The sequence below is a fragment of the Paraburkholderia sp. genome, from assembly GCF_034668105.1.
Taxonomy (GTDB): Bacteria; Pseudomonadota; Gammaproteobacteria; order Burkholderiales; family Burkholderiaceae; genus Paraburkholderia.
On record NZ_JAXDPY010000224.1, the window covers coordinates 1 to 24,466 of the forward strand.

19 protein-coding genes and 4 pseudogenes are annotated in these 24,466 nt (G+C 62.8%); 14 read left to right on the forward strand and 9 right to left on the reverse strand.

Annotated features, from left to right (window positions below; genetic code table 11):
- Positions 1–530 precede the first annotated feature (530 nt).
- The 5 genes from QOC89_RS10450 to QOC89_RS10470 form a co-directional block, all read right to left on the reverse strand.
- Positions 531–1,634 carry a nucleoside hydrolase gene (locus QOC89_RS10450; protein ID WP_323044945.1) on the reverse strand — a complete coding sequence of 368 codons (1,104 nt, stop codon included), beginning with the start codon at positions 1,632–1,634 and terminating at the stop codon, positions 531–533.
- Positions 1,635–1,764: 130 nt separating this feature from the next.
- A complete protein-coding gene (rbsK, locus tag QOC89_RS10455) occupies positions 1,765–2,697 on the reverse strand; it encodes a ribokinase (RefSeq protein ID WP_323044946.1) in 933 nt (310 codons plus the stop codon).
- A 67-nt stretch (positions 2,698–2,764) separates the two neighbouring features.
- Positions 2,765–3,766 (reverse strand): ABC transporter permease, encoded by a 1,002-nt coding sequence (locus QOC89_RS10460; protein ID WP_179740876.1) that lies wholly within the window; start codon positions 3,764–3,766, stop codon positions 2,765–2,767.
- A gap of 3 nt (positions 3,767–3,769) precedes the next feature.
- On the reverse strand, positions 3,770–5,425 hold the full coding sequence (locus QOC89_RS10465; protein WP_323044947.1) for a sugar ABC transporter ATP-binding protein: 1,656 nt from the start codon (positions 5,423–5,425) through the stop codon (positions 3,770–3,772).
- A 74-nt stretch (positions 5,426–5,499) separates the two neighbouring features.
- On the reverse strand, positions 5,500–6,462 hold the full coding sequence (locus QOC89_RS10470; RefSeq protein ID WP_323044948.1) for a sugar ABC transporter substrate-binding protein: 963 nt from the start codon (positions 6,460–6,462) through the stop codon (positions 5,500–5,502).
- Between the two features lie 199 nt (positions 6,463–6,661).
- Here QOC89_RS10470 and QOC89_RS10475 point away from each other — a divergent pair, with 199 nt between their 5' ends.
- The 3 genes and pseudogenes from QOC89_RS10475 to QOC89_RS10485 all read left to right on the forward strand — a co-directional run bounded on the left by QOC89_RS10475 (position 6,662) and on the right by QOC89_RS10485 (position 8,659).
- The gene (locus QOC89_RS10475) at positions 6,662–7,534 is read left to right on the forward strand and encodes a LysR family transcriptional regulator (RefSeq protein WP_179740874.1); all 873 of its coding nucleotides are present in this window, start codon (positions 6,662–6,664) and stop codon (positions 7,532–7,534) included.
- Positions 7,535–7,716: 182 nt separating this feature from the next.
- Positions 7,717–8,018: pseudogene (locus QOC89_RS10480) on the forward strand (Crp/Fnr family transcriptional regulator); the annotation flags it as partial.
- A gap of 80 nt (positions 8,019–8,098) precedes the next feature.
- A complete protein-coding gene (locus tag QOC89_RS10485; RefSeq protein ID WP_323044949.1) occupies positions 8,099–8,659 on the forward strand; it encodes a universal stress protein in 561 nt (186 codons plus the stop codon).
- Here QOC89_RS10485 and QOC89_RS10490 read toward each other — a convergent pair.
- Positions 8,656–8,925, reverse strand: a pseudogene (locus tag QOC89_RS10490) (alcohol dehydrogenase); the annotation flags it as partial. The gene QOC89_RS10485 and the pseudogene QOC89_RS10490 overlap by 4 nt on opposite strands.
- A gap of 511 nt (positions 8,926–9,436) precedes the next feature.
- On the opposite strand from QOC89_RS10490, the gene QOC89_RS10495 reads away from it, so the two are divergent.
- From QOC89_RS10495 to QOC89_RS10520, 6 genes and pseudogenes are all read left to right on the forward strand, one after another.
- A complete protein-coding gene (locus tag QOC89_RS10495; protein ID WP_323044950.1) occupies positions 9,437–9,793 on the forward strand; it encodes a DUF4148 domain-containing protein in 357 nt (118 codons plus the stop codon).
- Positions 9,794–9,857: 64 nt separating this feature from the next.
- Positions 9,858–10,136: pseudogene (locus tag QOC89_RS10500) on the forward strand (DUF4148 domain-containing protein); the annotation flags it as partial.
- A gap of 401 nt (positions 10,137–10,537) precedes the next feature.
- Positions 10,538–12,883, forward strand: coding sequence for a TonB-dependent receptor (locus tag QOC89_RS10505; protein WP_323044951.1), 2,346 nt, complete (start codon positions 10,538–10,540; stop codon positions 12,881–12,883).
- Positions 12,884–12,910: 27 nt separating this feature from the next.
- On the forward strand, positions 12,911–13,558 hold the full coding sequence (locus QOC89_RS10510; protein ID WP_323044952.1) for a MotA/TolQ/ExbB proton channel family protein: 648 nt from the start codon (positions 12,911–12,913) through the stop codon (positions 13,556–13,558).
- Positions 13,555–13,953: a biopolymer transporter ExbD gene (locus QOC89_RS10515; protein ID WP_323044953.1), complete on the forward strand. Its 399-nt coding sequence runs from the start codon at positions 13,555–13,557 to the stop codon at positions 13,951–13,953. The genes QOC89_RS10510 and QOC89_RS10515 overlap by 4 nt, the downstream gene beginning before the upstream one ends.
- Before the next feature lie 22 nt (positions 13,954–13,975).
- Positions 13,976–14,698 (forward strand): TonB family protein, encoded by a 723-nt coding sequence (locus QOC89_RS10520; RefSeq protein ID WP_323044954.1) that lies wholly within the window; start codon positions 13,976–13,978, stop codon positions 14,696–14,698.
- Positions 14,699–14,857: 159 nt separating this feature from the next.
- On the opposite strand, the pseudogene QOC89_RS10525 reads toward QOC89_RS10520, so the two are convergent.
- Positions 14,858–14,980 (reverse strand): annotated as a pseudogene (locus tag QOC89_RS10525) (sugar ABC transporter permease); the annotation flags it as partial.
- A gap of 410 nt (positions 14,981–15,390) precedes the next feature.
- Between QOC89_RS10525 and QOC89_RS10530 the strand changes: the two are divergent.
- The 4 genes from QOC89_RS10530 (at position 15,391) to QOC89_RS10545 (ending at position 19,622) form a co-directional block, all read left to right on the forward strand.
- Positions 15,391–16,395 carry a sugar ABC transporter substrate-binding protein gene (locus tag QOC89_RS10530; protein ID WP_323044955.1) on the forward strand — a complete coding sequence of 335 codons (1,005 nt, stop codon included), beginning with the start codon at positions 15,391–15,393 and terminating at the stop codon, positions 16,393–16,395.
- A gap of 151 nt (positions 16,396–16,546) precedes the next feature.
- Positions 16,547–17,533 carry an ABC transporter permease gene (locus QOC89_RS10535; RefSeq protein WP_179740864.1) on the forward strand — a complete coding sequence of 329 codons (987 nt, stop codon included), beginning with the start codon at positions 16,547–16,549 and terminating at the stop codon, positions 17,531–17,533.
- Between the two features lie 34 nt (positions 17,534–17,567).
- Positions 17,568–18,365: an ATP-binding cassette domain-containing protein gene (locus QOC89_RS10540; RefSeq protein ID WP_323044956.1), complete on the forward strand. Its 798-nt coding sequence runs from the start codon at positions 17,568–17,570 to the stop codon at positions 18,363–18,365.
- Between the two features lie 30 nt (positions 18,366–18,395).
- Positions 18,396–19,622, forward strand: a complete 1,227-nt coding sequence (locus QOC89_RS10545; RefSeq protein ID WP_323044957.1) for an ROK family transcriptional regulator — start codon at positions 18,396–18,398, stop codon at positions 19,620–19,622.
- 10 nt (positions 19,623–19,632) lie between these two features.
- Here QOC89_RS10545 and QOC89_RS10550 read toward each other — a convergent pair whose 3' ends face one another.
- Both QOC89_RS10550 and QOC89_RS10555 read right to left on the reverse strand, forming a co-directional pair.
- Positions 19,633–22,713 carry a transglycosylase domain-containing protein gene (locus QOC89_RS10550; protein WP_323044958.1) on the reverse strand — a complete coding sequence of 1,027 codons (3,081 nt, stop codon included), beginning with the start codon at positions 22,711–22,713 and terminating at the stop codon, positions 19,633–19,635.
- Positions 22,714–22,908: 195 nt separating this feature from the next.
- Positions 22,909–23,892: a LysR family transcriptional regulator gene (locus QOC89_RS10555; protein ID WP_323044959.1), complete on the reverse strand. Its 984-nt coding sequence runs from the start codon at positions 23,890–23,892 to the stop codon at positions 22,909–22,911.
- Between the two features lie 161 nt (positions 23,893–24,053).
- On the opposite strand from QOC89_RS10555, the gene QOC89_RS10560 reads away from it, so the two are divergent.
- Positions 24,054–24,466: dihydrodipicolinate synthase family protein (locus QOC89_RS10560; RefSeq protein WP_323044960.1), on the forward strand; the 413-nt coding region annotated here is incomplete at its 3' end.

Sequence of the window (24,466 nt, forward strand, 5' to 3'; positions counted from 1 at the left end):
GTCCGTAATCAGCTGCTTAATAAGCCGCGTAAGCCGACCGTTCTGGATTCCTGTGGCACATCGAGAGCGATGCGCCGCTAGACATCCGCCGTGAACGCGCAAACGTTTAGCGAGCCGCTTGCGTTGATGACTCCCCCTCCCTCGCCACCCTCCCGCGACAAGTCGGCCACCTCCGGCGCGGCTGCGGCTGCGGCGCCGCGCTGCCTATTCCCTTGCCCCGGTGCGCAGGCGGTCCAGCAATTCGCGGCCCTGCCGGGTCAAGTGCGGCGTCGATCCGTGCGGATCACGCTGCCGCAGTTCCACGAGTTCGTAACGGTGCAACGCCAGCACGGCGCGAAATTGATGCCGTCCACCGGCGTCTTCTGCAGATCGATCACGCCATGCGGCGCGTGCTGCACCGCGTCCACGACGATGAAGAGCCCAGGCTTCTTGCTGCGACTTCAGCTCGAACCAGCTCGACCCGGGCCGCATCTGAGAAACCGCGGCCCTGGCATGCGAAGCATTCGTTTATTCGTCCGGCCGTGCCGCGATCAAGGCAACGTAATCGGCACAGGACGCGTGAGCAGATCGACATACAGACTAAAGAAGCGATTGTTGTCGAACTGCGTGACGTAGGTGATCTTCTTCGGTGACGCGCCCGGCGCGGGCTGATCGGGATAGACCATTACGTGCCCCTGGTCCTCGCCACTGGTGGTGTCGATATCGAGGTAAGCGCTTTTCGTTTGCGTGGCATAACTCGGGTCCATGAAATACGCGATGGTCAGCGTGTCGAACAGATCGGTGTTGCTGGCGAACGCGCCGGCATTCGCAATGCCATACGCTTTCGTCACCGCGGTCTGCTTGCTCGGGTTATTGACGATCTGGTCGTACACGCTCTGCGTGAGCGGAACCGTATTCGTGACGTCGAGCGGAATGACGGCTTGGGGAATCGTCGTTTGCAGAACCGTGCGCACGGCAAGCGGATCAAACCACCAGTTGAGTTCCCCCACGGCATTCGCATTGCCCGGCACGGCCATCGCACCGCCCATATAGACGATCTGTTTGATCAGCGGCACGATCTCCGGCGCCTTCATGATGGCCGTGGCGAGATTGGTGGGCGGCCCCACCTCCAGAATCGTGACCTGGTTCGGATAACGCTTGATGGTCTGGATCATGAAATCCGCGGCGCCTTGCGTCTGCAGTTTCGTCGACACCGCGAAGCCGTCCGGCGGTGCAACGAGCTGCGACTGCTGGGTCGGTTCCGGCCGGCTCCACGCGCCGAAATAGCCGTGCGGATTGGCGGCCTGCTGCGCGCGAATGCTCGCTACGTCGTATTGCAGCGGATAGTCCGCGCCACCGTACACACCCACCACGTTTTGCACACCCATGCGCTCCACCGCCTTGAGCGCATCGGACTCCTCCTGGAGCAGCCAGTCGTTACCGGTCACCACCGTAAGCCCGAGCAGATTGACCTTGCCCTGCCCCATCAACTGCGTGGTCATGGCGAAGAGCTGGCCGTCGTCGCCCATCGTGTTGAAGTCCGAATCGATGATGAGCTTCGGCGCGGTGACTAGCGGGTCGGTGGTCGATATACCGCCTCCACATGCACCGAGGAGCAGCGTCATCATGAGGATGCCTACGCATTGTGATTTCATGTCTCGTCCATTTAGTCTGGTGAAGATCGCGATAAACCAGCAGACACCATCGCGAGATGGCGCTGGTCGTTCAACGTCGAACCACCCAGCGTTACAGATTGGACCGCCTCAAGTCACACAGGCGTCCGTTTCAAGCCGCGCTATCGACTTCCGCGCGCGTCGGGATCGACGGTTGCGCACCGGCGCGCGTGACCGAAATCGAGGCCGCCCGTTGCGCAAGACCGATCGCGCCTTCCAGCGGCTGACGGCCCGCGAGTTGCGCGGCGAATACCCCGATGAAAGTGTCGCCGGCTGCGGTCGTGTCCACCGCTTTCACCTGCGGCGCCGGGAAATGCGTGCCTTCGCCGCCTTCCGGCAACAGATAAGCCCCTTGCGCACCGAGTGTGACGATCACGTTGCGGGCGCCGCCGCGTTGCAGTTCCAGCGCCGCCCTTCGCGCGCCGCTTTGCGATTCGACCGGCAGCCCGGCGAGTATCGCGGCCTCGACCTCGTTCGGCACCAGATAGTCGACCAGAGGCAGCCATTCGGCGGGCAGCGGGCCGGTGGCCGGCGCCGGGTTCAGCACGGTGATCTTGCCCAGCCGCCGCGCGAGCGCGAGGGTGGCGTGAACGGAGTTCCAGGGCGTTTCCAGTTGGCAGACCACCACGTCGCTGGCCTTGATCGCCGCTTCGTGACGGGCAACGCTTTCCGGTGTGAGTTCGCCGTTGCTGCCCGCCACCACCACGATCGTGTTCTGCCCGTCGTCCGACACGGTCACCATCGCGACGCCGGTGGGCTGTGCCGGGTCGACCTCGATACCCGCGCAGTCGATCCCCTCGGCTTCCAGATCCTTGACCCGCTGGGCGCCGTTCGCATCCTTCCCAACGCGTCCGACCATCGCCACCCGCGCGCCGATGCGCGCGGCCGCCACCGCCTGGTTGCCGCCCTTGCCGCCGGCCACCTGCGAGAACTCATGGCCACCGATCGTCTCGCCCGGCCGCGGCAAATGCGGCGAGCGCGCCACCAGGTCGGTATTGATGCTGCCTACCACGAGCACGCGGCCCTGCTTTGCTTCTTTCGACACTTTCCACTCTCCTGCCGAGCGTCCACGCAGGACCGCTCATGATCGCTGATGTTCGCTTGTGTTCGACTTATGCGGCGCGACGCCGGCTTCTATATGTATCCAGCACGACGGCCACCACAATCACGGCCCCCGTGATGATCCGCTTGGTCGGCTCGGTCGCGCCGATCTGGGCGAGGCCCGCGGCCAGCACCGAGATGATCAATACGCCAAAGAACGTGCTGATCACCGAGCCGCGCCCGCCCATCAGACTGGTTCCGCCGATCACGACGGCCGCGATCACCTGCAGTTCGATGCCCGAGCCGGCATTCGGGTCCGCCGCCTCGAGCCGCGAAATCTGGAACAGGGACGCGAGGCCGGAGAGCAGGCCCATCATCGCGAATACGGCCACCTTGTAGGGCCGCGGATTGACGCCCGCGAGCCGCACTGCTTCCTCGTTCGTGCCGATGCCGACCAGATAGCGCCCGAACACCGTGCGGGTCAGCACCAGTTGCGCCACCACCATCACGACGATCGCGATCAGGAACGCCGGCGAAATGCCGAACGCAATCGGATTGGACAGGAAATCGAACGCATCGCCGATATAGGCCGTGCGCGAGTTGGTCAGCTGATACGCGAGTCCGCGGGCCGCCTCGAGCACGCCGAGCGACACGATGAACGACGGAATCCGCCAGGCCACCGTGATCGCGCCGGTCACGCAACCCGTCAAAGCCGCCCCGGCCATGCCGAGCAAGGCCGCGGGCAGCGCCGGCCAGTGCCATTGCAAGGCCGCGACGCTGGTGAGCGCCGCGCCGAGCGCCAGCACGGAGCCGACCGACAGATCGATGCCGGCGATGATGAGCACAAAGGTCATGCCGACCGACATCACCACCAGATCGGGAATCTGGTTCGCGATCGTGCTGAAGGTGTCGTAGCTCAGGAAGTGCGAACTCAGCAGCGAGAACAGGATGATCATCCCGAGCAACGCGCCGAGCAGGCCGAGGTAATTCGAAAATCCGAGGCGCGTGCCGACCGGCTTCGCGTCCTTGGGCGGTTCGTTCTGCACCGTGGGCAGGCTGGTTGGTACGGTCATGCTTCAATACTCCACAGATTTCGAGTCGGGCGCCGCTGTGTGGGGTGCCGCTGTGCCGGGCACCACCACGCCGGGCGCTTTGGCGTCGGGTTCGATCGGCTCGTGCAGCAATTCATCGCGTTTCGCGTAGCCCGCGAACGCCGCTGCCAGCAGCGCGTCCTGGGTCCAGCTGCCGCGCTCGAACAGGCCCGTCATCCGGCCTGCCGACATCACGCCGATCCGGTCGCAAATCGACATCAGTTCGCGCAGATCGCTCGACACCACCACCAACGCGCGGCCTTCGCGCGCGAGCGCGCCCATCAACGCATAGATATCGAATTTGGCGCCGACGTCGATGCCGCGAGTGGGCTCGTCGAACAGCAACACCGTGCAATCGCGCGCCAGCCAGCGGCCGATCACGACCTTCTGCTGGTTGCCGCCCGACAGCTCGGACACCGGTTGCGACGGCCCCGCGCTGCGGATGCTCATCGCGTCGATCTGCTTGCGCGCCAGCGCCGCCTCGCGACGGCCGTCCACCACGCCGTGCTTCGACACCGCGCGCAGATGGCCGAGCGAGATGTTGGCGGCAATGGGTTGCGTCAGCAGCAGGCCCTCGCCTTTGCGGTCCTCGGTAATCAGCGCGATGCCGTTCTGCACGGCGTCCGACGGCGACGCGACCTTCACGGCTTGGAGCGGGCCGCCGCCACGGGCGATCGACACCGTGCCGGCGTCCGCGCGATCGGCGCCGTAGATCAGCCGCATCAATTCCGTGCGGCCCGCGCCGATCAGCCCGCTGATGCCGAAAATTTCGCCGGCCTTCACTTCGAAGGACACATCGTGCACGACCGGCTCGCGGGTCATGCCCGCCACCTTGAACGCCACGCCGCCGATGCGCCGCTCGCCCAGGTCGATCCGCTCGCCGATATCGCGGCCGACCATCAAGGTCACGAGCCGGTCGGCCGGGAGATTGGTCATTTCGTCGACATGCACGAGCCGACCGTCGCGCAGCACGGCGGCACGCCGCGCGATACGCTTCAATTCTTCAAGCCGGTGCGAGATGTACACCAGCGCGACACCGCGCGCCTTGAGCCGTTCAACCTGCTCGAATAGCAGGTCCACCTCGCGGGCGGTCAGCATGGCGGTGGGTTCGTCGAGGATCAGTACGCGGCAATCGCCGATCAGATTGCGCGCGATCTCGACCATCTGCTGGTGTCCGATGCCCAGCGTGCCCACCAGCGTGTCGGGGTGGATCGCGTCGAGCCCGACTTGCGCCATGGCGTGCCGGGCGTCCTCGCGCAGTTTGGCGCGATCGATCCAGCCGAACCTGCCGCGCTGCGGCAAACGGTTCAGGAACAGGTTCTCGGCCACGGAGAGCGTCGGCAACAGATTCAACTCCTGCATGACCATGCGCACGCCGAGCGCCTCGGCGTCCTTGCGGCTGGCCGGCGTGTAGGCCGCGCCGCCCAGCGTCATCGAACCGGTGGTCGGCGTGATGAGACCGCCGACGATCTTGGACAAGGTGCTCTTGCCCGCGCCGTTCTCGCCGGTCAGCGCCAGCACCTCGCCCGCGTACAGATCCAGCGAGATATCGGCCAGCACGGGCCCGGCGTAGGTCTTGCCGATGCCGCGAACGCTCAGCACAGGCGCGGCGTCAGGAAGGGATGGGTTGGGAGTAGACATCAAATTGACAAAAGCCAGACAAAGATCAGGCAACGTGGCCCGCCATACAGCGCGGGCCACGCGCGGTGCCGGTCTTACTTGGTGACCAGATCGACAGGCGTTTCGACCACGCCCGACAATTCCGACTGCTTCTTGTGCTCGGAAAGCGCCTTCAAAGCCGTATCGATACCGAACACGGCTTGCTTGGCTGCATACTGATTGGCGGTGGCGAGGACGCGGCCGTCGGCAAGCATCGGCTTGATCGCGTTGATGTCGTCATAGCCCACCACCTGCACCTTGCCGGCTTTGCCCGCCGCGCGCACGGCCGATACCGCGCCGATCGCCATGTTGTCGTTACCGCACAGCAGCGCCTTGACGTCCGGGTTCGCGTTGAGGATCTGACTCGCGACGGCGTTGCCCTTGTCGATTTCCCACTCGCCCGACTGCAGCGAAACGACCTTCATGCCACCCGCCGTCATGGCCTGCCTGAAGCCGGCCGTGCGTTGCTGCGCGTTAGTGGTGGTCGATACGCCTTCGATAATGGCGACGTTGTCGCCCGACTTGAGGCGCTTGGCCAGATAGTCACCCACCTTCAGCGCACCCTTTGCGTTATCCGGACCGACGAACGGGATGTTCAGGTCTTTCGACTTGAGCACGCCCGTATCCAGTTGATTGTCGATATTGACCACGATGATGCCGGCGTCGACGGCCTTCTTGAGAACCGGCACCAGCGCCTTGGAGTCGGCCGGGGCGATCACCAGCGCGTCGACCTTCGAGACGATCATCTGTTCGACGATGCGAATCTGGTTAGCCGTATCGGTTTCGTCCTTGATGCCGTTCGTGACCAGATCGAACTTGGCGGGATTCTGCTTCTGATAGTCTTTCGCGCCGGTTTCCATGGTCAGGAAAAACTCGTTCGCCAACGATTTCATCACCAGCGCGACTTTCGGCTTGTGAGCGGCCTGAGCGAACGCTGCGCTGGGCAGCACCGACACTGCGAGAAAGGCTGCGCTGGCTACGATGGCGCGACGCCGCGCCGGTTGGAAATGACGAATCATTGATGTCTCCGTATCGCTCGTTCGGTCTACGTACTGATAGCCGTTGAGTCGTGTGATGGGCAGGTTCGCCACACTTGCCGCCCGCCGATGAAAGCTCGGGGTTTCCTTGCCAGATGCCGGGACGAGTATGGCCAAGTCCAATGCTATCCTCGCGATCCACGTTATGCTATGCCCAATTTCAAAATATGGCGTTTCAAAAATGGAACACGTGGACTGGGACGACTTGCGGATTCTGGTGGCGATCGCGCGCGAGGGGACGATGCGAGGCGCTGCCGCGGCTTGCGATCTGAGCGCGCCGACCCTGTCGCGCCGTCTGACCGAACTGGAACGGCGGCTGGGCGAGCCGCTCATCGACCGGGTGCCGTCAGGCTGTACCGTGACGGCATTCGGCGCGCGGGTGCTGGCCTGGGCCGAGCAGATGGAGGACCTCGCGCACCAGATCGAGCGTGCCGCGGACGTGACCGGCGGTGCGGGGGCGCACGGCACGGTGCGGATCAACGCCGTCGAATGGCCGTCTTACATTTTGCTTAAACTGCTCGGCTCGTTCCAGGACCGGCTGCCCGGGCTCGCCATCGAAGTGCTGACCTCGCGGCGGCCCTATAGCCTGGCGCGCCGTGAGGCGGACATCGCGCTGTGGTCCGAATGCCCGGACGAGGGCGATCTGTACGTGCGGCGAATCGGCAGGATCCGCTTCGGGCTGTTCGGTTCGCGCGACTACTATCTGCGCCACAAGGCTGCGATCACGCGCAAGGAATGGGACAAGCTGTCGTTCGTCGGGTATGACGACCGGCAACCGGATCATCCGGCCACGCAATGGCTGAAAACCCTGGCCGGCGCGCCCGCGCCTTCGCTTCGAAGCAGCTACGGCATGGGCGTATTCGACGGCGTGCTGGGCGGCTCGGGGCTCGGCGTGCTCGCCCAGCTCGCGGGCGACACCACAAGCGATCTGGTCTGCATCGAGAAGCACATCAAGGCGCTCGACCAGGACGTGTGGATGGTGCTGCACCCCGCCTTGCGCGATAGCGAGCGGATCCGGACGGTGGCCAATCTGATCGCCGAGATCTTTCGCTAGGCCGGGTCTTGAACGCCACCGTACAGACGGCCTTCACGATACGTGCCAGAGTGGCTGCAGAGTCGGTATGCACCCGCGTGCGCGCGGCGCGCCATGCCGAATATCGCGCGGCGCGAACTATACTTCAAGCGTAGTCCGGCCGCCGCGCGGCATCGGCGAACGCTCGATCATCGAACCTTCCGGCGGTGTGCAACCGGCATCATTCGATCGACCAGCAACTGTGCCGCTGGCTGCTGCTGAGCGTCGACCGTTTGCCGTCCACCGAACTGCGCATGACCCAGGAATTGATTGCCAACATGCTCGGCGTGCGCCGTCCCGGCGTCACCGAAGCGGCCACCAAGCTGCAGGACGCGGGGCTGATCCGCTATAGCTATGGCCACATCGAAGTCATCGACCGGCCGGGTCTCGAAGCACGGGTATGCGAATGTTACGGGTGGTGAGGCGGGAATTCGACCGTCTGCTGCCCGATCTGAAAGCCGTCTAGACGCTGCGCACAGCGTATGTGCTTAGCCGCTTGTCTTGCACTGCGATTGAACTCACCGGGTTGAACTCACCGAGGTCCACATGTACACACGCATTCTGGTAGCGATCGACGGCAGCGAAACGTCCGAGCACGCGTTCGACGCCGCTTTACAGCTCGCGCACGAGACCGGCGCGCAACTGCAGCCGCTCTATGTCGTCGACAATCCGCTGATGGCGTACGACGCCTCCGGCTACGATCCGACGATCCTGCGTGACGCGCTCGTGAAGGAAGGTCAGCAATTGCTGGCGGACGTACTGGCCCGCATGAAACACGAAAACGTGGCCGGCACGCCGCGCATGGTGGACGTCGCGCCGGTCGGCGAGGACATATCGGAGCGCATCCGCATCACGGCGAACGAGTTCAACGCGGACCTGCTGGTACTCGGCACGCATGGCCGGCGTGGCTTCAAACGTCTGTTTCTTGGCAGCGTGGCCGAACGCGTGGTGCGCAGCGCGTGCTGTCCGGTGTTGCTGGTGCCGGCCCGGCAGGCGCAGACCACGCACGTGGCGGCCGCCAAACCGGGCCACGCCGATGTCACCGCGGCCATGTACGAGATGCCGCCGCCTGAGCGCGGCAGCCATCCTGTCGAGACGAGCGACTAGGCCGCGATGATCACCTTCAGCGCGTGCGGGTCGGCGGCATGCGCGAAGGTCCCGTAAGCATCGAGAATCTGATCGAGCCTGAAGCGATGCGTGATCAGAAGCTTGGGATCGAGCTTGTGGGCGCGCAAGGTATCCAGCAGCATCGGCGTACTGACGGTGTCGACCAGCCGCGTGGTGATGGTGATGTTGCGGTCCCACAGATGTTCGAGATAAAGATCCACCTTCACCCCATGCACGCCGATATCGATGATCGGGGCGATTTCCGCGTTTGGCCGCTTCGGGCGGAATGGAGGTGGCGCACAAACCGGTCAGGGAAGCCTGATCGCGCGAGCTGCTTCGATCGCGGCAACGGAGAATAAAGAAAGGCTTGTAATGACGATGCTCCCGTGGAGGGAGGAAGTCGGTACGGTGGCGTACAGGGTTGGCCCGCGCAAACGAGGCCGGGAGAAAGCGCTCAGCGGCACAGAGCGGGAAAACTTACTCTGAGATTGCGCAGCAATCCGGCGCCACCGGCTGTCAGCCGTTTGCATGTAAATGCGCTCAGGAAAACGTAAGGTTTTGGCCCTCCCCGAACACTTCAAAAAAAAATGGGAATAAGCATCACCTCGACGTGTTTGCCCCTGCATAGACGACAACAAAAAGACGGTCCTCGAGCGAAATCAGCAGCGCTTCCGAGCAACGCCAGCAGCACGTAGGCCGCATAGATGGACGAGTAACGACGTAGTTTCCCAATCACATAGTTAGCTGGATTCAATCACCATCAATTAGGCATCCAAAATGAAACTCAAACTTGCAATGACTCTCTCGATGATCCTCCTTGCATCGGCCGGCGCAGTCACCCAGGCATCGGCACAGGAAAAAACCCGTGCGGAAGTGCGCCAGCAACTGGTCGAGGCCGAAGCTAACGGTTCACGCTTCGTGACCGATACGTCGTACCCCGAGACCCACCCAATCTTCTCGCAACAGGTTGCGCGTCTGAAGATGAACACAAGTGGCGACGGTCCGGCAATGTCCGGTTCGACGGAGGCGGGCCACCGCGCTTCCTCCTCTAATACACCCGTCCAGCCATCCACCGCGGCGACGACAGCATGTGTCGGCCCTGCAGGATTCTGCACACCGTACTTCGGCAGCTAAAGAAGCGCTTTTTTACGACAATCGCTTTACCTCAATTCGCCCATTCGTAGAAGGAATATCAATCATGAAAAACGCTCTTGTTTGTTTCGCTCTCGCCGTCGGCACGATGGCCGCTCCCGCTCTGAGCTTCGCACAATCAAACGCGCCGGTGACACGCGCCGAAGTCCGCGCCGACCTGGCGCGCGTCGAACAGGCGGGTTTCAGCCCGTCGAGCGGCGACGACGCCAACTATCCGGCCGACATTCAAGCCGCTGAAGCGAAGATCGCCGCGCACAGCGACCAGCAGATGGAGCAGCAATCCTATGGTGGCACTGCGCAGAATGGCAGCACTTCGTGGGGCACGCCCAGTTGTGAGCGGGCCGACGAGCAATACGCTCACAGAGCAACTCAGTTGTGCATTCGATGACGGCCCGCCTTGCGCCGTCATCGAAATCATCGGAATCATCGGAATCTAAACCCGATCACGGCACGCCCCCGCGCCAACCGATTCCGGCGGCCCGAATCCGGGCTTCCACTCACGCTTCAAACGCCCTCCTCACCTCCCCAAACCACTTGCAGTGCCATTTATCCAGTTGTCATTTTTGTTTTCTGATGTAATGATATAACATTCTCCGAGACAAACGATGACGAGGATCCCGGCAGATAGGGAGCCGGTAAGCGCACGTCCGTCATCCGAGTCGCACGAAAAAAACGTCAACAAGACGGAAACGCATTCACCCCGTGGTCAACCCTGAATAAATAACGATGAAAAACCGCACGCGCGTCTCCCACGCAGCCTTGCTGCTGTTCGCTATCGCCGCCCACGCCCATGCCGCGCCCAATGAAGGCGAGGTGACCGGCGCCGTCACCGACACAGCGGGCAAGCCCATCCGAAACGCCACCGTGAGCGTTCAGAACGCAAGCGGCGCCGCGGTCAACGAGGGAAAGACGGACGCCGATGGCCACTTCGCGATCGCTCACGTGACACCGGGCACCTATGCGATCGTCGTTATCGCAGCCGGTTTCGCGAGCGGCAACAGCATGACGACCACGACCGCGGGCGCGCAAAGCGCGGTGAGCGTCAAACTCGCTCAAAGCGACACACTCGACGTTCAGGTGAATGCCAAACGCCTTGACCAGGCCCGCAACGGACTGTTGCCGGAGACCGGCAGCAGCGTGTACCGCTTCAGTCAGGCCGACATCGATACGCTGCCCGCAGGGCAAGACACACCGTTAAACCAGGTGCTGCTGCAGGCGCCCGGCGTGGCAAGCGACTCATACGGCCAGTTGCACGTGCGCGGAGATCACGCGAATCTGCAATACCGCATCAACGGCATCATCATTCCGGAGCCGATCAGCGGTTTCGGCCAGGCACTCGACACTCGCATCATCGACCAGGTGAACCTGCTGACCGGCGCGTTGCCGGCGCAGTACGGCTACCGCACAGCAGGCGTGGTGGACATCCGCACGAAGTCGGGCGATGAGGGCAATGGTGGCTCGATCGACGTGTTCGGCGGCAGCCATCAGACCATCAAGACCAGCGCGGATGTATTCGGCAATCAGGGGCCGTTCAGTTACTACTTCAGCGGCTCGCTCGGCACGAACAACCTCGGGATCGAGAATCCCACCGCGAGTGCCAACGCAATTCATGATCACACGCGCCAGGGCGACGCGTTCGGCTATATGTCGTACATCATCAACCCGCTCACGCGCGTGAGCGTGATGTTCGGCACCACCAGCAACCAGTTCGAGATTCCCAACACGCCCGGCTTGCCGACCAACTTCACGCTTAACGGCAGCAGCACGTTCGATTCGAGTCAGTTGAACGAAACCCAATCGGAGTTGAACAATTTCGCCGTGGTCGCCCTCCAGGGCACCAATGGCGGCGCGCTGGACTATCAGGTGGCGCTGTTTACCCGCTACACGCGCACGCAATTCAATCCGGACCCGGTTGGCGACCTGCTCTTCAACGGCGTGGCGTCGCAGGACTTTCACAGCAACACGGCCAGTGGCGCACAAGCCGACACAACCTGGCGGCTGAACGACAAGCATACGATTCGAGCCGGCCTCTTTTTCCAGCAGGAACACGCGGTGTTCAACGACAGCGTCGACGTATTCGCGGCGGACGCCGACGGCAACCAGTTGTCCGACCAGCCCTTCAATATCCAGGATTCCAGCAGCAAGACCGGGTATCTGTACAGCGCCTACGTGCAGGACGAGTGGAAAATCACGGAAAAGCTCACGCTGAACTACGGCCTGCGCTACGACAAGATGGACGAATACGTCAGTGCGAGCCAACTCAGCCCGCGCATCGGCCTCGTCTATGCGCTGACTCCGGCCACGACGCTCCATGCCGGCTACTCGCGTTATTTCACGCCACCGGCGTTCGAACTGGTGTCCGGTTCGACCATCAGCCGCTTCAATGGCACGACCAACCAGAGTCCGTCGAGCCAGAACGACCCGGTGCAGCCGGAACGCAGCCACTATTTCGATCTCGGCGTGACCCAGCGGCTCGGATCGAACGTGACGGTCGGACTCGACGCTTACTACAAGAAGTCCACGAACCTGCTCGATGAAGGCCAGTTCGGCTCCGCGCTCATCTACACTCCGTTCAACTACCAGCAGGGGCGCGCGTATGGGGTCGAGTTCACGGCCAACTACAAACAGGACAACGTGTCCGCGTACCTGAATCTCGCGTGGAGCCGCGCGCAAGGAACCCAGATCGATTCGGCGCAGTTCAATTTCGACCCGGCCGAACTCGCCTATATCAACAGTCACTGGGTCTATCTGGATCACGACCAGCGCATCACCGCGTCATTCGGCGGCGCCTACGGGTTCGGCAGAACGACCTTCACGTTCGATGGCATGGTGGGCAGCGGCTTGCGTAGCGGCTTTGCGAACACGGATCGGCTGCCGCTCTATACGCAAATCAATCTCGGTGTGATACAGCACTTCAACCAGCCGCTCATCGGTAAGTTCGATGCACGCCTGGTCGTGGTCAATGCGTTCAATCGCGTCTATGAGTTGCGTGACGGATCGGGTATCGGCGTCGGCGCACCGCAGTACGGTCCACATTTTGCCGTCTACGCCGGCATCACCAGGAATTTCTGATTCCGTCAGACTACGAAGGGGTAGGTCATGCAAGATTGGGCAAGTGTTCTGGCGGCGGTACGCGTAGGCGGATGGGTCATCTATCCGCTGACGCTGCTCGCCATTCTGGCGGTAGCGATCGCCCTCGATCGATCATACGTATTCCTGCGCTTTGGCCGCTTACCGGAGGCCATGCGTGGGGCGCATGAAATCGGCGGGACGGAATCGTCTGTTGACTGGGCCAGCAGGTTAAAAGATGTTGCCCATCAGAACGCTTTCACGCGAATGAACGCGCCATGGGCACCCGATCCTTCCGTCCCGCTATGGCTACGCGAGGCAAAGGCGCAAGCGGTTGCCTCGCAGATCGAACGCGACATGAGCAAAGGCTTCTGGGTGCTCGAGACCATCGTGACCGCGGCGCCTCTGCTGGGTCTGCTGGGCACCATCGTCGGCATGATGCATTCGTTCCAGTTGTTCGGCGGCGACGGTCTCGTCGACCCGGGTGGCGTGACGGGCGGCGTGGCGCAGTCGCTGGTAGCAACCGCGATCGGTCTCGTGGTCGCGTTGTTCGCGCTGTTTGCGTTCAACTATTTCTCCCGCCGGCTCGAACGGCTCATGGATGAACTCGAGTCGTTCGCGAATGCACGGCTCAGCGAAAACCGTCTCGCCGACACCGCCGCCGGAGCACTGCCGTGAAGTTCAAGCGCTCGCGCGCGGTCAAACGCGGCCGCATCGAAATAATTCCGATGATCGACGTGATGTTCTTTCTACTGGCAACCTTCATGCTCGCCTCGCTCGCGATGCAGCGGCTCGACGCCGTCAAGGTCAACCTCCCGGCCGGCAGCGCGCAAAAGATGGCGGCGCACGAACCTTTGACCATTTCGGTGGACAGCAGGAATGATGTATTCGTGAACCAACAGGCCGTTCGTCCCGATCAGGTCGAGCCGACGGTAAAACGCCTGCTGCAACCGGACGGCAACGTGGTGATCGCCGCTGACGACGCAGCGGGCCACGGCGTGGTCGTCCAGGCCATGCTGGCCGCACGCCGCGCGGGCGCGGAGCGGTTCCTGATCGCAGTACGCCGTGAGTAGCCGGATGCGCGTCGCTGCGGTTATGGACGATTCCCCGCAAATACGAATCGCGCTGGCATTAGTGGCCGCGCTGATCGTATGGATCGTGTTCCTGTTTCAGTTCGGGCGCTGGTTGAGCACGACGACATCTCCACACGTACCTGCAAAGCCAATTGAGATGCGGCTGATCGAACTCGATCCTCCGAAAGCTCAGGAAGAGGCTCCGGTTAAGCGCACCGCGCCTGCATCGATCACCCCGACCAGGACGCGACAACCTGCCGAAACGCATCCTCACGTTTCAGCTCAACCACTTACGACGCCAGTTAAACCTTCGCAACCGGATGCGCGTTCGGTGCCGAGCGTTGCATCCGTTCAGCCCGCTCCTGCCGCAAGCAATCCGAAATTGGCGGCCGATCCACCAGCGCGTGTCGCGACGCCGTCTTCCGAACCAAGCGCAAGCATGGCGCCTTCGGCCACCTCGTCCGGCGACACGTCCGGCGATACAAGCGCGCACGCGATGGCTCAACCGTTGCCGGAACTCCCTGACGATTTACGCGACCAGGCCTATCAAACGGTCGCAACGGCGCGCTTCATGATTCACGCCGACGGCTCAGTCGAGGTCGAACTCATCAAGCCGACATCGAACCCGCGGCTCAATCAGATCCTGCTAGAAACGCTCCGTAAATGGCGGTTCTTTCCTGCGATGCAGGCCGGGCATCCGGTGGAAAGCCGTCAGGACATCCGTGTGCATTTCAATGTGGACTAGCGCGCTGAGCGTTGTGCGACCGGGGTCGCAACGACCGCCTCACCGGCGCGGCCTCTGGAAACTCAAGCGAGCAAGGTCAAGGTGCAGACATCGCAAGTGCTTCTTTCTCCGCCGACGCGTTTCCGTAGCGCGCCCTTCACCCCTTCGTCGCGCCAGACGTCAACCCAACGTGAACACAAGGATCGCCAGCGCCGCGGAATAGCCGATGCGGTAATACTTGATCGCCTGGCCGTACATGTAGTACGCGAGTACCGTCGAACTCTCGAACGGTCCGCCGCGGGTTTCCTCGCTGCCGAAGCTGGTTGTGCGCGCATCGACTGGCGCACCGCGTCAGGCGCGTTAACTGACAATTTACTTACACGCGAACCAGGACTTTCCCCAAGCCGCGTCGCTCGATCTTGCACTGCATCACACCCGCCAAGCCCCGCCCCGCATGCTCTGCGGCCCTCGTGACCGGTTCGGCCGGGCGATGTCCTCGCCAATCGTTTTCTTGACGGACGCCCACTCGCCTGCTGTACTAAATCAACCAAAGTGATTTAGGCGGTCCAGTTTGGACTGCGTTGGAATCGCAGGAGATTCCAAAACCGGATTGCAATCAGATCAGATCGCAAACAGGTAACAAGCGCGCAGCGTTCGCGTGCGTCACCGCCCGCAGTTCACAACGTCGTGGCCAATAACCGGAGGAGCGTCCCATGAATCTGAATTCCCGCAGGCATCCTGTCGCCAGGAAAATCGTCTCGATGTGCGTAGCGGCATCGGCCGTGTGGTGTGCGAGCGCGAGCCAGGCGGCCGACCAGCCCGTGGTCGGCCTCATCACCAAGACCGACACGAACCCGTTCTTCGTGAAGATGAAACAGGGCGCCGAAGCGGCTGCCTCGAAAGACGGCGCGAAGCTGATCACCGCGGCCGGCAAATTCGACGGCGACAACGCGAGCCAGGTCACCGCTATCGAAAACATGATGACAGCCGGCGCGAAAGCGATTCTGATCACGCCGAGCGACACCAAGGCGATCGTGCCGAGCATCAAGAAAGCGCGCGCCGCCGGTGTGATGGTGGTCGCGCTCGACACGCCGACCGATCCGCAAGACGCCACCGACGCCCTCTTCGCCACCGACAACTTCAAGGCCGGCGTGCTGATCGGCAAGTACGCGAAAGCCGCCATGAACGGCAAGCCCGCGAAGATCGCCACGCTCGATCTCGCGCCCGGCGTATCGGTCGGCGTGCTGCGTCATAACGGCTTCCTGGAAGGCTTCGGTGTGAAGGAAGGTGATCCGTCGATCGTCTGCAGCCAGGACACCCGCGGCGATCAGGCCAAGGGGCAGACGGCGATGGAGAACTGCCTGCAGAAGTCGCCGGATATCAACGTGGTCTACACGATCAACGAACCGGCCGCGGCGGGCGCGTATCGCGCGCTCAAAGCGGCGGGCAAGGACAAGAGCGTGATGATCGTTTCCATCGACGGCGGCTGTGAGGGTGTACGCAACGTGAAGGCCGGCGAGATTGCCGCGACCTCGCAGCAGTATCCATTGAAGATGGCCTCGCTCGGCGTGACCGCGGGTGTCGAGTATGCGAAGACCGGCAAGAAAGTCTCCGGCTATCAGGACACGGGCGTGACGCTGATCACGGACAAGCCGATGTCGGGCGTCGACAGTAAGGATACGAAGTTCGGCGTGGATAACTGTTGGGGTAATAAGTAACCAGCGTTGAGTGGCGGCCCGCTGCGCTGGGCCGCCCCAGGATCGCCGCATCGCTGGACAGCCGGAATTCGGATCGCCGGCCTCCAGTTCGCCGGCCGCCGTATTCGCCACGTGGCCAAGCCGCCACGCACATGCATCGAGGACACCTATCATGTCGACTCCTTCCGCGCCCGCCGCCCACTCGCGCACCTTCGCCGACCGCTTGCCGTCGCTCGCCGAAATCGGACCGCTGATCGCGCTGGTGCTGGCCTGCGGCTTCTTCATTTCGCAAAGCAACCGGTTCCTGTCGTTCCAGAACCTCTCGCTGATCCTGCAACAGACGATGGTGGTCGCCGTGATCGCCATCGGCCAGACGCTGATCGTCCTGACCGGCGGGATCGATCTCTCGTGCGGGATGGTGATGGCGTTCGGCTCGATCATCATGACCAAGTTCGCGGTCACACTGGGCGTGCCACCCGTTCTCGCGATTCTGTGCGGGATCGCCGCGAGCACGCTGTTCGGCGCGCTCAACGGCGTGCTGATCACACGCATCAAACTGCCGGCCTTTATCGTCACGCTGGGCACGCTGAACATCGCGTTCGCACTCACGCAGATCTATTCGAACGCGGAGAGCGTCTCGAACCTGCCGGACGCGATCATGTTCTTCGGCAACACGTTCAAGCTCGGTCCCGCCGATGTCACCTACGGCACGGTGCTCACGCTGCTGATGTATCTCGCCACGTGGTTCGTGCTGCGCGACACGGTGCCCGGCCGGCATCTGTACGCGCTCGGCAACAACCCCGAAGCGGCGCGCCTGATGGGCCTTTCGTCGCAGAAGATTCTGCTCATCGTGTATTCGCTGGCTGGCGCGATCTACGGGATTGCCGCGCTGTTGTCGGTGTCGCGCACCGGCGTCGGCGATCCGCAGGCCGGGCAAACCGAGAACCTCGACAGCATCACGGCCGTCGTGCTGGGCGGCACCAGTCTGTTCGGCGGACGCGGCTCGATTGTCGGCACGCTGCTCGGCGCGTTGATCGTGGGCGTGTTTCGCAATGGCTTGACGCTGATCGGCGTCTCTTCGGTCTACCAGGTGTTGATCACCGGCATGCTGGTGATTCTCGCGGTGGCCGCGGACAAACTTTCCCATCGTCGCGGTTGAGCATTCACCGCCACTACCTTGCCTGGGGCCTGTCATGTCGACACCTACTTCCGCTTCTGCCGTGATGCCGGTTCTGCAGGCGCGCGGACTCGTCAAACGTTACGGCAACGTCACCGCGCTCGACGGCTGTGATTTCGAGGTCTTGCCCGGCGAGATTCTCGCCGTGATCGGCGACAACGGCGCGGGCAAGTCGTCGTTGATCAAGGCGCTGTCGGGCGCCACCGTCCCCGATGAAGGCGAAATCCTGCTCGACGGCAAGCCGGTCAAATTCCGCAGCCCGCTGGATGCGCGCGCTCAAGGCATCGAAACCGTCTACCAGGAACTCGCGGTGGCGCCCGCCATGAGCATCGCCGAAAACCTGTTTCTGGCGCGTGAGCTCGTCAAACCCGGCTGGCGTGGCTCGATCTTCAAGATGATCGACAAGCGCCGCATGCTCGACGAAGCCACCGCGCATATGAAGGATCTGCAAATCGGCATCCGTTCGATGCGCCAGGCGGTCGAAACGCTCTCCGGCGGTCAGCGTCAAGGCGTTGCGGTGGCGCGCAGCGCTGCGTTTGCGCGGCATGTGGTGATTCTCGACGAACCCACCGCCGCACTCGGCGTGAAGGAAGGCAACATGGTGCTCGAACTGATTCGCCGCGTGCGCGAACGCGGCTTGCCGGTGATTCTGATCAGCCACAACATGCCGCACGTGTTCGAAGTCGCGGACCGCATTCATATCCAGCGGCTCGGCCGGCGCGCGGCGGTGGTGAACACGAAAGACATTCACATGTCGGAGGCCGTGGCGATCATGACGGGCGCGAAGGAAGCGGACGTCAAGGCGATTGCATGATGCCCGCACTCATCTGAGCGGCGCGCGACGATGGACACCACCGGCACCCGCTCGCCGCTCAAACGCACGGTCGGCTCGAATCAGGTCGGCATGCGGCAATTCAACGAACGAATCGTCCTGCAGACGATCCGCTTGCATGGGCCGCTGCCGAAGGCCGACGTGGGCCGTCTCACGCGTCTGTCGATGCAGACGGTGTCGATGATCGTCGACCGTCTGATCGACGACGGCCTGCTCGAGAAGCAGGCCCGCGTGCGCGGCAGGATCGGCCAACCGTCGGTGCCGATCGCGTTGCATGCGGATGGCGCGTACACCATCGGCATCAAGGTGGGGCGACGCAGTCTCGACGTGCTGGCGATGAATTTCGCGGGCCACGTGGTGTGCCGCGATGTCGTCGAGTATGCCTATCCCGATCCGCACGCGCTGTTCCCCGCGCTCGAAAGCAAACTGGCGCGCATGAATCAGACGCTCGGCGCGAAGGCGAACAAAGTGGTGGGCGTAGGCGTCGCGGCGCCGTTGTGGCTCGGCGGCTGGCGCGACTTTCTCGGCGCGCCGCCGGACGCGCTGGAAGCGTGGCATGAGATCGACTTGCGCAGCCGCGTCGCGACCATGACAGGCTTGCCCGTCGAATTCGCCAAGGACACCACCGCCGCCTGCGCCGCCGAACTCGTGATGGGCCAGGGCCGCGGGATTCATAACTTTCTTTACCTGTTCGTCGGCACGTTTATCGGCGGCGGCCTCGTGATCGACGGCCGTTTGCACAGCGGACCGCATGACAACGCGGGCGCGGTGGGCTCGATTCCGTTGAAAGACGGCAGCGCGCGCAAACCGGCGCGGCAACTGCTGCACGCGGCATCGGGTTTCGTTCTGGAACAGTTGTTGAGCAATGCGGGGGCGCCGTCCGCCGCCGCGCATGACCATCGCGCGTTGTCGCCGGAACTCTGGCGGCGGACCGAACAATGGCTCGACACCGCTTGCCCCGCGATCGCCAGTGCGTTGACCAATGCCGCCGCCTTGCTCGACCTGGAAGCGGTGGTGATCGACGGCGAACTCGACCGGCAACTGGTCCGCGAAATCATCCGGCGGACCGAGCGCGTGCTCGATCGCTTTGAATGGGAGGGGATGGTGCGCCCACAACTATTGGAAGGCACCATCGGTGCCGACGCCCGCGCGATGGGCGGTGCGATTCTGCCGTTGTACGCGCATTTCGCACCCGTGCACGAGCTATTCCTCAAGCCGGCGACGGACGCGGATTATTAGACCGCGCTGCTCATTGCGCGGCCACCTTCGCGATAGAAGCGGTTTTCACAGGTGGATCTTTCAGCAACGGCTGCAACACCGGCGCGAGCGACTTCAGCAACTGCACCGAGAGCGCGCTGGTGAACTCGTAATGCGCCGCATACGGCTCATGCACCCAGGCCGTCAGCGTGCCATAGAAGCGGTCTCCCATCACAAACACGAACGTCGCGCTGCGATTCACCTTGCGCGACTCGATCAAACGCGCGCCTTTGGCCCATACATTGAAGCGCTGGTCGCCGGTGCCGGTCTTGCCGTAAATCTCGAGTGTCTGGCCGTTGGGGAACGTCATGCCCTGCGCGAGACGCTTGGCCGTGCCGCCCAATACCACATCGCGCAACAGCATTCTGACCACTCCGGCGATTTCCGGCGACACCTGCTGTTGCGGCGCCACGGCTGCCCGCTGGAAATGCGTTTCGTACGGCGTGTCTTTCGCGAAATCGAGTTGCGTGAGGCTTTCGGTCGGCACCTTGTTGCCGCCGTTGGCAATCACGCCGATCAGTTGCGCGAGCGCGGCCGGCCGATCGCCGGATGCGCCAATCGCCGCCGCAAACGAGGGCGTCAGCGTCGCGAACGGATAGCCCAGCGCCTGCCACGATTTGCCGATCGCATCGTAAGCGCGCAACTCGACCATCCGCTTGATGCGGCGATCCTGGGTGGCGTGATAGCGCGTCTTGAAGAGCCACGAATAAGTCGACAGACGCACGTCGCTGCTGGCTTTCTGTACCTGATCGAGCGTCGCCTCGGGATGGGCTCGCAGATAGTTGAGCGTCCACAGTTCCAGCGGATGTACGCTCGAAATGTAGCCGCGGTCGTTCAGATTGAAACGGTCGATTGCGTATTTGGCATACAGATTGGCCAGATCCTCATCGTCGAGCACGGAGGCAGCCGGCGTGTTCTTCAGCGCGGCTCGCATCTTCGCGTTGAACCATGCATTCGATTCATCCGGCGCGACGCTGCGCAACACCGTCGCCACTTTAGGCGGCGATTTGCGTACGCCGAGCAACAGCAAAGCGAGCGCCTGATCGGGTGTTTTGCCGTGATACTTCGTGTAGAAACGATTCATGTACACGCGGCTTTCCTGATCGGCGAAACGCGTGAGATACATCTTGCGGATCGCCGGATCGCCCAGCCATTGCGACGACGCTCCGGTGGTCCGCACCATCTCGTAGTGGACGATATCGCGCATCAGCCGCACGAACACCAGATTCACCGAATGCTGGAATGCGCGATGCACGGTGAGAATGCGGCTGTTGTCGTCGGCTTCGAAGTTGTTGAAGGTTTGCGCGCCGCCGCCCGTGTAAAACGTTTCGCCTGGACTGGCCGAGTATTTGCGCTCGACGGCCGCATCGAGCATGGCTTGCAGCGAACGGTCCGAGGTATGCGTCAGATAATCGAGTGCCCAGCGCGTGAGCTGATCGTTCGGATCGGGCTTCACGGCTTTCAGCTCTGCTGTGCTCAGCGGTGCATAACGCGCGTGCAGGTCGGAGACGATCTGCAAATAGGTCACCACGGTACGCAGTTTTGCAGTCGAACCGAGATTCAGGCGCGCGCCGGAGTTGATGTCGAACGGCTGGTTCACGCTATCGGTTTGCACCCGCACGAGGTTGGCGCCATCGCGCCGTTCGAACAGCGTGAAGCTATAGGCGATTCTCGATGGATCGTCGGAGGCGCGCAGCATTTCATAGCCGACCAGACCGGCGGCTTTAGCACCGTCGCGCGTGGCGGCCGCGGCGAGCCGTTCACTCACGGCCTGCTGCACGGCGTTGTTGAGCGTGCCCTTCGCCTGCAAATCGAGCCGGTCGAGTTCATAGAAACTTGGGATGCCGAGCGCCGCCAATAGATGCGAGCGCATCGATGTCACAGCCTTGCGCGACACGAATGAGTCCACGTTCTGCGTCGGGCTCGGCGCGTGGCGCAACGTCACTTGCGCGGACAGCGCGGCATCGCGCAACGGCATCGAGATGACGCCGCCGTTCGCCAGCAACCGTAAATAACTGTCCGTCAGACGTTCGAGTTCGGCATAGCCGCGATGCAGGAAATACGACGGCGCCCTTTGCGCGATCATCAGCGAGAGCACCTGGCGAAACGCCACGCCCTGCTCCGGGAGGTTCGCTTCCGTCGACGGCGCTTTCAGGATGCGATCGATGTCGTTGAAATCGCGACCGTACCAGGCGGCGAGCCCGTCGCCCATCCCGTTGATTTCGCCGATACCCGGCTGCGCGGCTAGCGGCACCGAGTTGAGATAGTGGACGACGATCTGCTGGCGCGCTGGCATGGTCTGCGGACCATTCAGATAAGCACGCACCGAGGCCGAAGCGATTTGCCGCAATTTTTCCGGCGGCGTCGCGGTGCGGCCGCCTGCCGAGTGGCGGAATTTCTCGATCTGGGTCGCCAGGGTGCTGCCGCCAGGCGTCGACTGATGACGGTTGAATACACGCGCCCCCTGATCGACTAGCGCATGGCTAAAGCGCCCCCAATCGATCGCCGGATTGCGGTTCGGCTGATCCGGATCGAGCAGATAGCGGTCTTCGATAAAAAGCAGCGAATTGACGACCAGCGGCGGGATCGAATCGAAGCCGTCATAAACGCGGCCTGGAAACTGCCCGCCAAAGAGCGGCGCGCCGGTCCCGTCGAACAGCTGCAGCCCCGCCTGATCTTTTTCCGCGTAGGGAATGAATAGACCGTTATCCGCAAGCGACAGCATCCGTTCGGAATCACGCGCTTGCGCGCTGACTTCAAAGCCGCGTTCAAGCAAGCGCTGCTGAAACGACGGCAGCAACGCGTAGCCGAGGCGGCTGTCGTAGGGGCCTTTGTCAGCTTGAGGAAAGCGGATGGAATGGCTTGGACCGTCGGCGACGGAAAAACCCACGTCGCGCGTGAGTTCGGAGAGATAGCGCGCCTGCAGCCGCGACGTTTCGATCTCGACCTGGATCACGCGGGCCGCCACAGCCAGCGCGAGCAGAAATGCCGCCGCCAGCCCCCATTTGAGCCACTTCCTGACGGGCGCCGTACCTGTCGCGCGAAGCGGTAATCGAACCAGTGGCCGATTCATGGCTGCTCTCCCCGAGCGGGCGCCATGCTCTAAAACCTGGCGCACCTTCGGTCAAGTGTAGCGCGGAACGTGAAGGGGTAATCGGTTCGGATTTACCCGACAGTGTCGCCGCAGCAACACCCCACCACACGACATGGCGCAGCGCTGATCGGCGTGAGATATTGGACGTCTTTCACCCGCCGCAAAACCGCCGTTTCAGGCGGTTTTTTGCTTCTGTGCCAGTCGATTTTCCCCTTTCGTCAGCGCCTGCCCCGTCTTCCGGCCACATAGCAACTCAATGAATTGCTCGGCCGCCGGCGACAGCACGCCGCCTTTGCGCGTCACAATGCCGAAAGTTTGCGACGGCGACTTCAGTTTGACCGGCACGAAGCGCAACATTTTCTGCCGCACGAACAACTCCGCGATCGCGCTCGGCAAAAGCGAAACCAGATCGGCGCTGCTTTGCAGCAGCGCCACCGTCACGAAGGTGGAGGCGGTCGAAATCGGGTTATCCGGCATCTCCAGACCCGCCAGGTCCATCTCCCGTTCGAGCAACGCATGCAACGGCATATGCGACGGATACATCACCCAGCGGTGGCCGGCCAGGTCACGCAGTTTCACCTCCTTCCTCGGCAACGGCGGATGGCCATAACCCACCACCACGGATAACGGCTCGTCACCCAGCGGACGATAGTGGTATTTCGCCGGATCGGCGGCCACCGTTGCACGCCCGATCACCAGATCGAGCCGGCCTTCGTCGAGTTGCAGCAGCATGCGCGCGCTCGTGTCTTCCATCACTTCGATCGACAGGCCCGGCTGCCCGGCATGCAGTTCATTCAGCGCCGGCACCACGCGTTCGGGAATCGCGCCCATGATCGCCCCGATCGCGAGTCGGCCGCCGCGCCCGGAACGTATCTCGGCGACGTCCTGGCACAACGCGGTGAGGTCCGTCGCCATGAGCCGCGCGTAGCGGATCACGCAATGGCCCAGCTGGTTCGGGATCATGCCGCTCTTCGAGCGCTCAAAGAGCGGCGCCTCCAGGATCGACTCCAGCTCCTGCAATGCCTTGCTGGCGGCCGATTGCGTCATCGACATCGCGCTCGCGGCCTTGTGCAGCGAGGTGTGGTCGTCGAGCGCGATCAGCAGTTGCAGCTGCTTCATACGCAGTCTGGACAACAGAACGTTCAGCGTGTCTTTCATGGATTCGTGGGCAGCGACGCGGTGAGTCGCAAAAGCGATCACAAGATGGAAACAATTCAATATACCTGCCACGCTCACAGCCGTATAGTCGGCAACGGAGACGTTCAAAAACCTACGCCTGAGCACCCCGGCTCAACTCACAACTCACAACTCACATCGCCATGACCCAAGCCCACCACCCTGTTCCCTTGCGCGGCGTGTTCCCCGTCGCGCCGACCATCTTCGACGAGGCCGGCCGTCTCGACCTGGAAGGGCAGAAACGCTGCATCGACTTCATGATCGATGCGGGTTCCAACGGCCTGTGCATCCTGGCTAACTTCTCCGAGCAATTCGCGCTGTCCGACGACGAGCGCAACACGCTGATGCATCTGGTGCTGGAGCAGGTTGCCGGCCGCGTGCCGGTGATCGTCACGACCACCCATTTCAGCTCGCACCAGTGCGCCGAACGCAGCCGCAGCGCGCAAGCCGCGGGCGCCGCGATGGTGATGGTCATGCCGCCGTATCACGGCGCGACGATCCGCATCGGCGAGCGCGGCATCTATGAGTTCTACCGCACGGTGTCCGACGCGATCGG

What these genes read in the sequence shown, in the direction of transcription:
- QOC89_RS10555 (WP_323044959.1), bottom strand. Translation starts at nt 23,892, where the DNA reads ATGAAAGACACGCTGAACGTTCTGTTGTCCAGACTGCGTATGAAGCAG.
- QOC89_RS10520 (WP_323044954.1), top strand. Translation starts at nt 13,976, where the DNA reads ATGGACGATTCCCCGCAAATACGAATCGCGCTGGCATTAGTGGCCGCG.
- QOC89_RS10535 (WP_179740864.1), top strand. Translation starts at nt 16,547, where the DNA reads ATGTCGACTCCTTCCGCGCCCGCCGCCCACTCGCGCACCTTCGCCGAC.
- QOC89_RS10465 (WP_323044947.1), bottom strand. Translation starts at nt 5,425, where the DNA reads ATGTCTACTCCCAACCCATCCCTTCCTGACGCCGCGCCTGTGCTGAGC.
- QOC89_RS10460 (WP_179740876.1), bottom strand. Translation starts at nt 3,766, where the DNA reads ATGACCGTACCAACCAGCCTGCCCACGGTGCAGAACGAACCGCCCAAG.
- QOC89_RS10550 (WP_323044958.1), bottom strand. Translation starts at nt 22,713, where the DNA reads ATGAATCGGCCACTGGTTCGATTACCGCTTCGCGCGACAGGTACGGCG.
- QOC89_RS10545 (WP_323044957.1), top strand. Translation starts at nt 18,396, where the DNA reads ATGGACACCACCGGCACCCGCTCGCCGCTCAAACGCACGGTCGGCTCG.
- QOC89_RS10530 (WP_323044955.1), top strand. Translation starts at nt 15,391, where the DNA reads ATGAATCTGAATTCCCGCAGGCATCCTGTCGCCAGGAAAATCGTCTCG.
- QOC89_RS10485 (WP_323044949.1), top strand. Translation starts at nt 8,099, where the DNA reads ATGTACACACGCATTCTGGTAGCGATCGACGGCAGCGAAACGTCCGAG.
- QOC89_RS10475 (WP_179740874.1), top strand. Translation starts at nt 6,662, where the DNA reads ATGGAACACGTGGACTGGGACGACTTGCGGATTCTGGTGGCGATCGCG.
- QOC89_RS10450 (WP_323044945.1), bottom strand. Translation starts at nt 1,634, where the DNA reads ATGAAATCACAATGCGTAGGCATCCTCATGATGACGCTGCTCCTCGGT.
- QOC89_RS10505 (WP_323044951.1), top strand. Translation starts at nt 10,538, where the DNA reads ATGAAAAACCGCACGCGCGTCTCCCACGCAGCCTTGCTGCTGTTCGCT.
- QOC89_RS10495 (WP_323044950.1), top strand. Translation starts at nt 9,437, where the DNA reads ATGAAACTCAAACTTGCAATGACTCTCTCGATGATCCTCCTTGCATCG.
- QOC89_RS10510 (WP_323044952.1), top strand. Translation starts at nt 12,911, where the DNA reads ATGCAAGATTGGGCAAGTGTTCTGGCGGCGGTACGCGTAGGCGGATGG.
- QOC89_RS10470 (WP_323044948.1), bottom strand. Translation starts at nt 6,462, where the DNA reads ATGATTCGTCATTTCCAACCGGCGCGGCGTCGCGCCATCGTAGCCAGC.
- QOC89_RS10540 (WP_323044956.1), top strand. Translation starts at nt 17,568, where the DNA reads ATGTCGACACCTACTTCCGCTTCTGCCGTGATGCCGGTTCTGCAGGCG.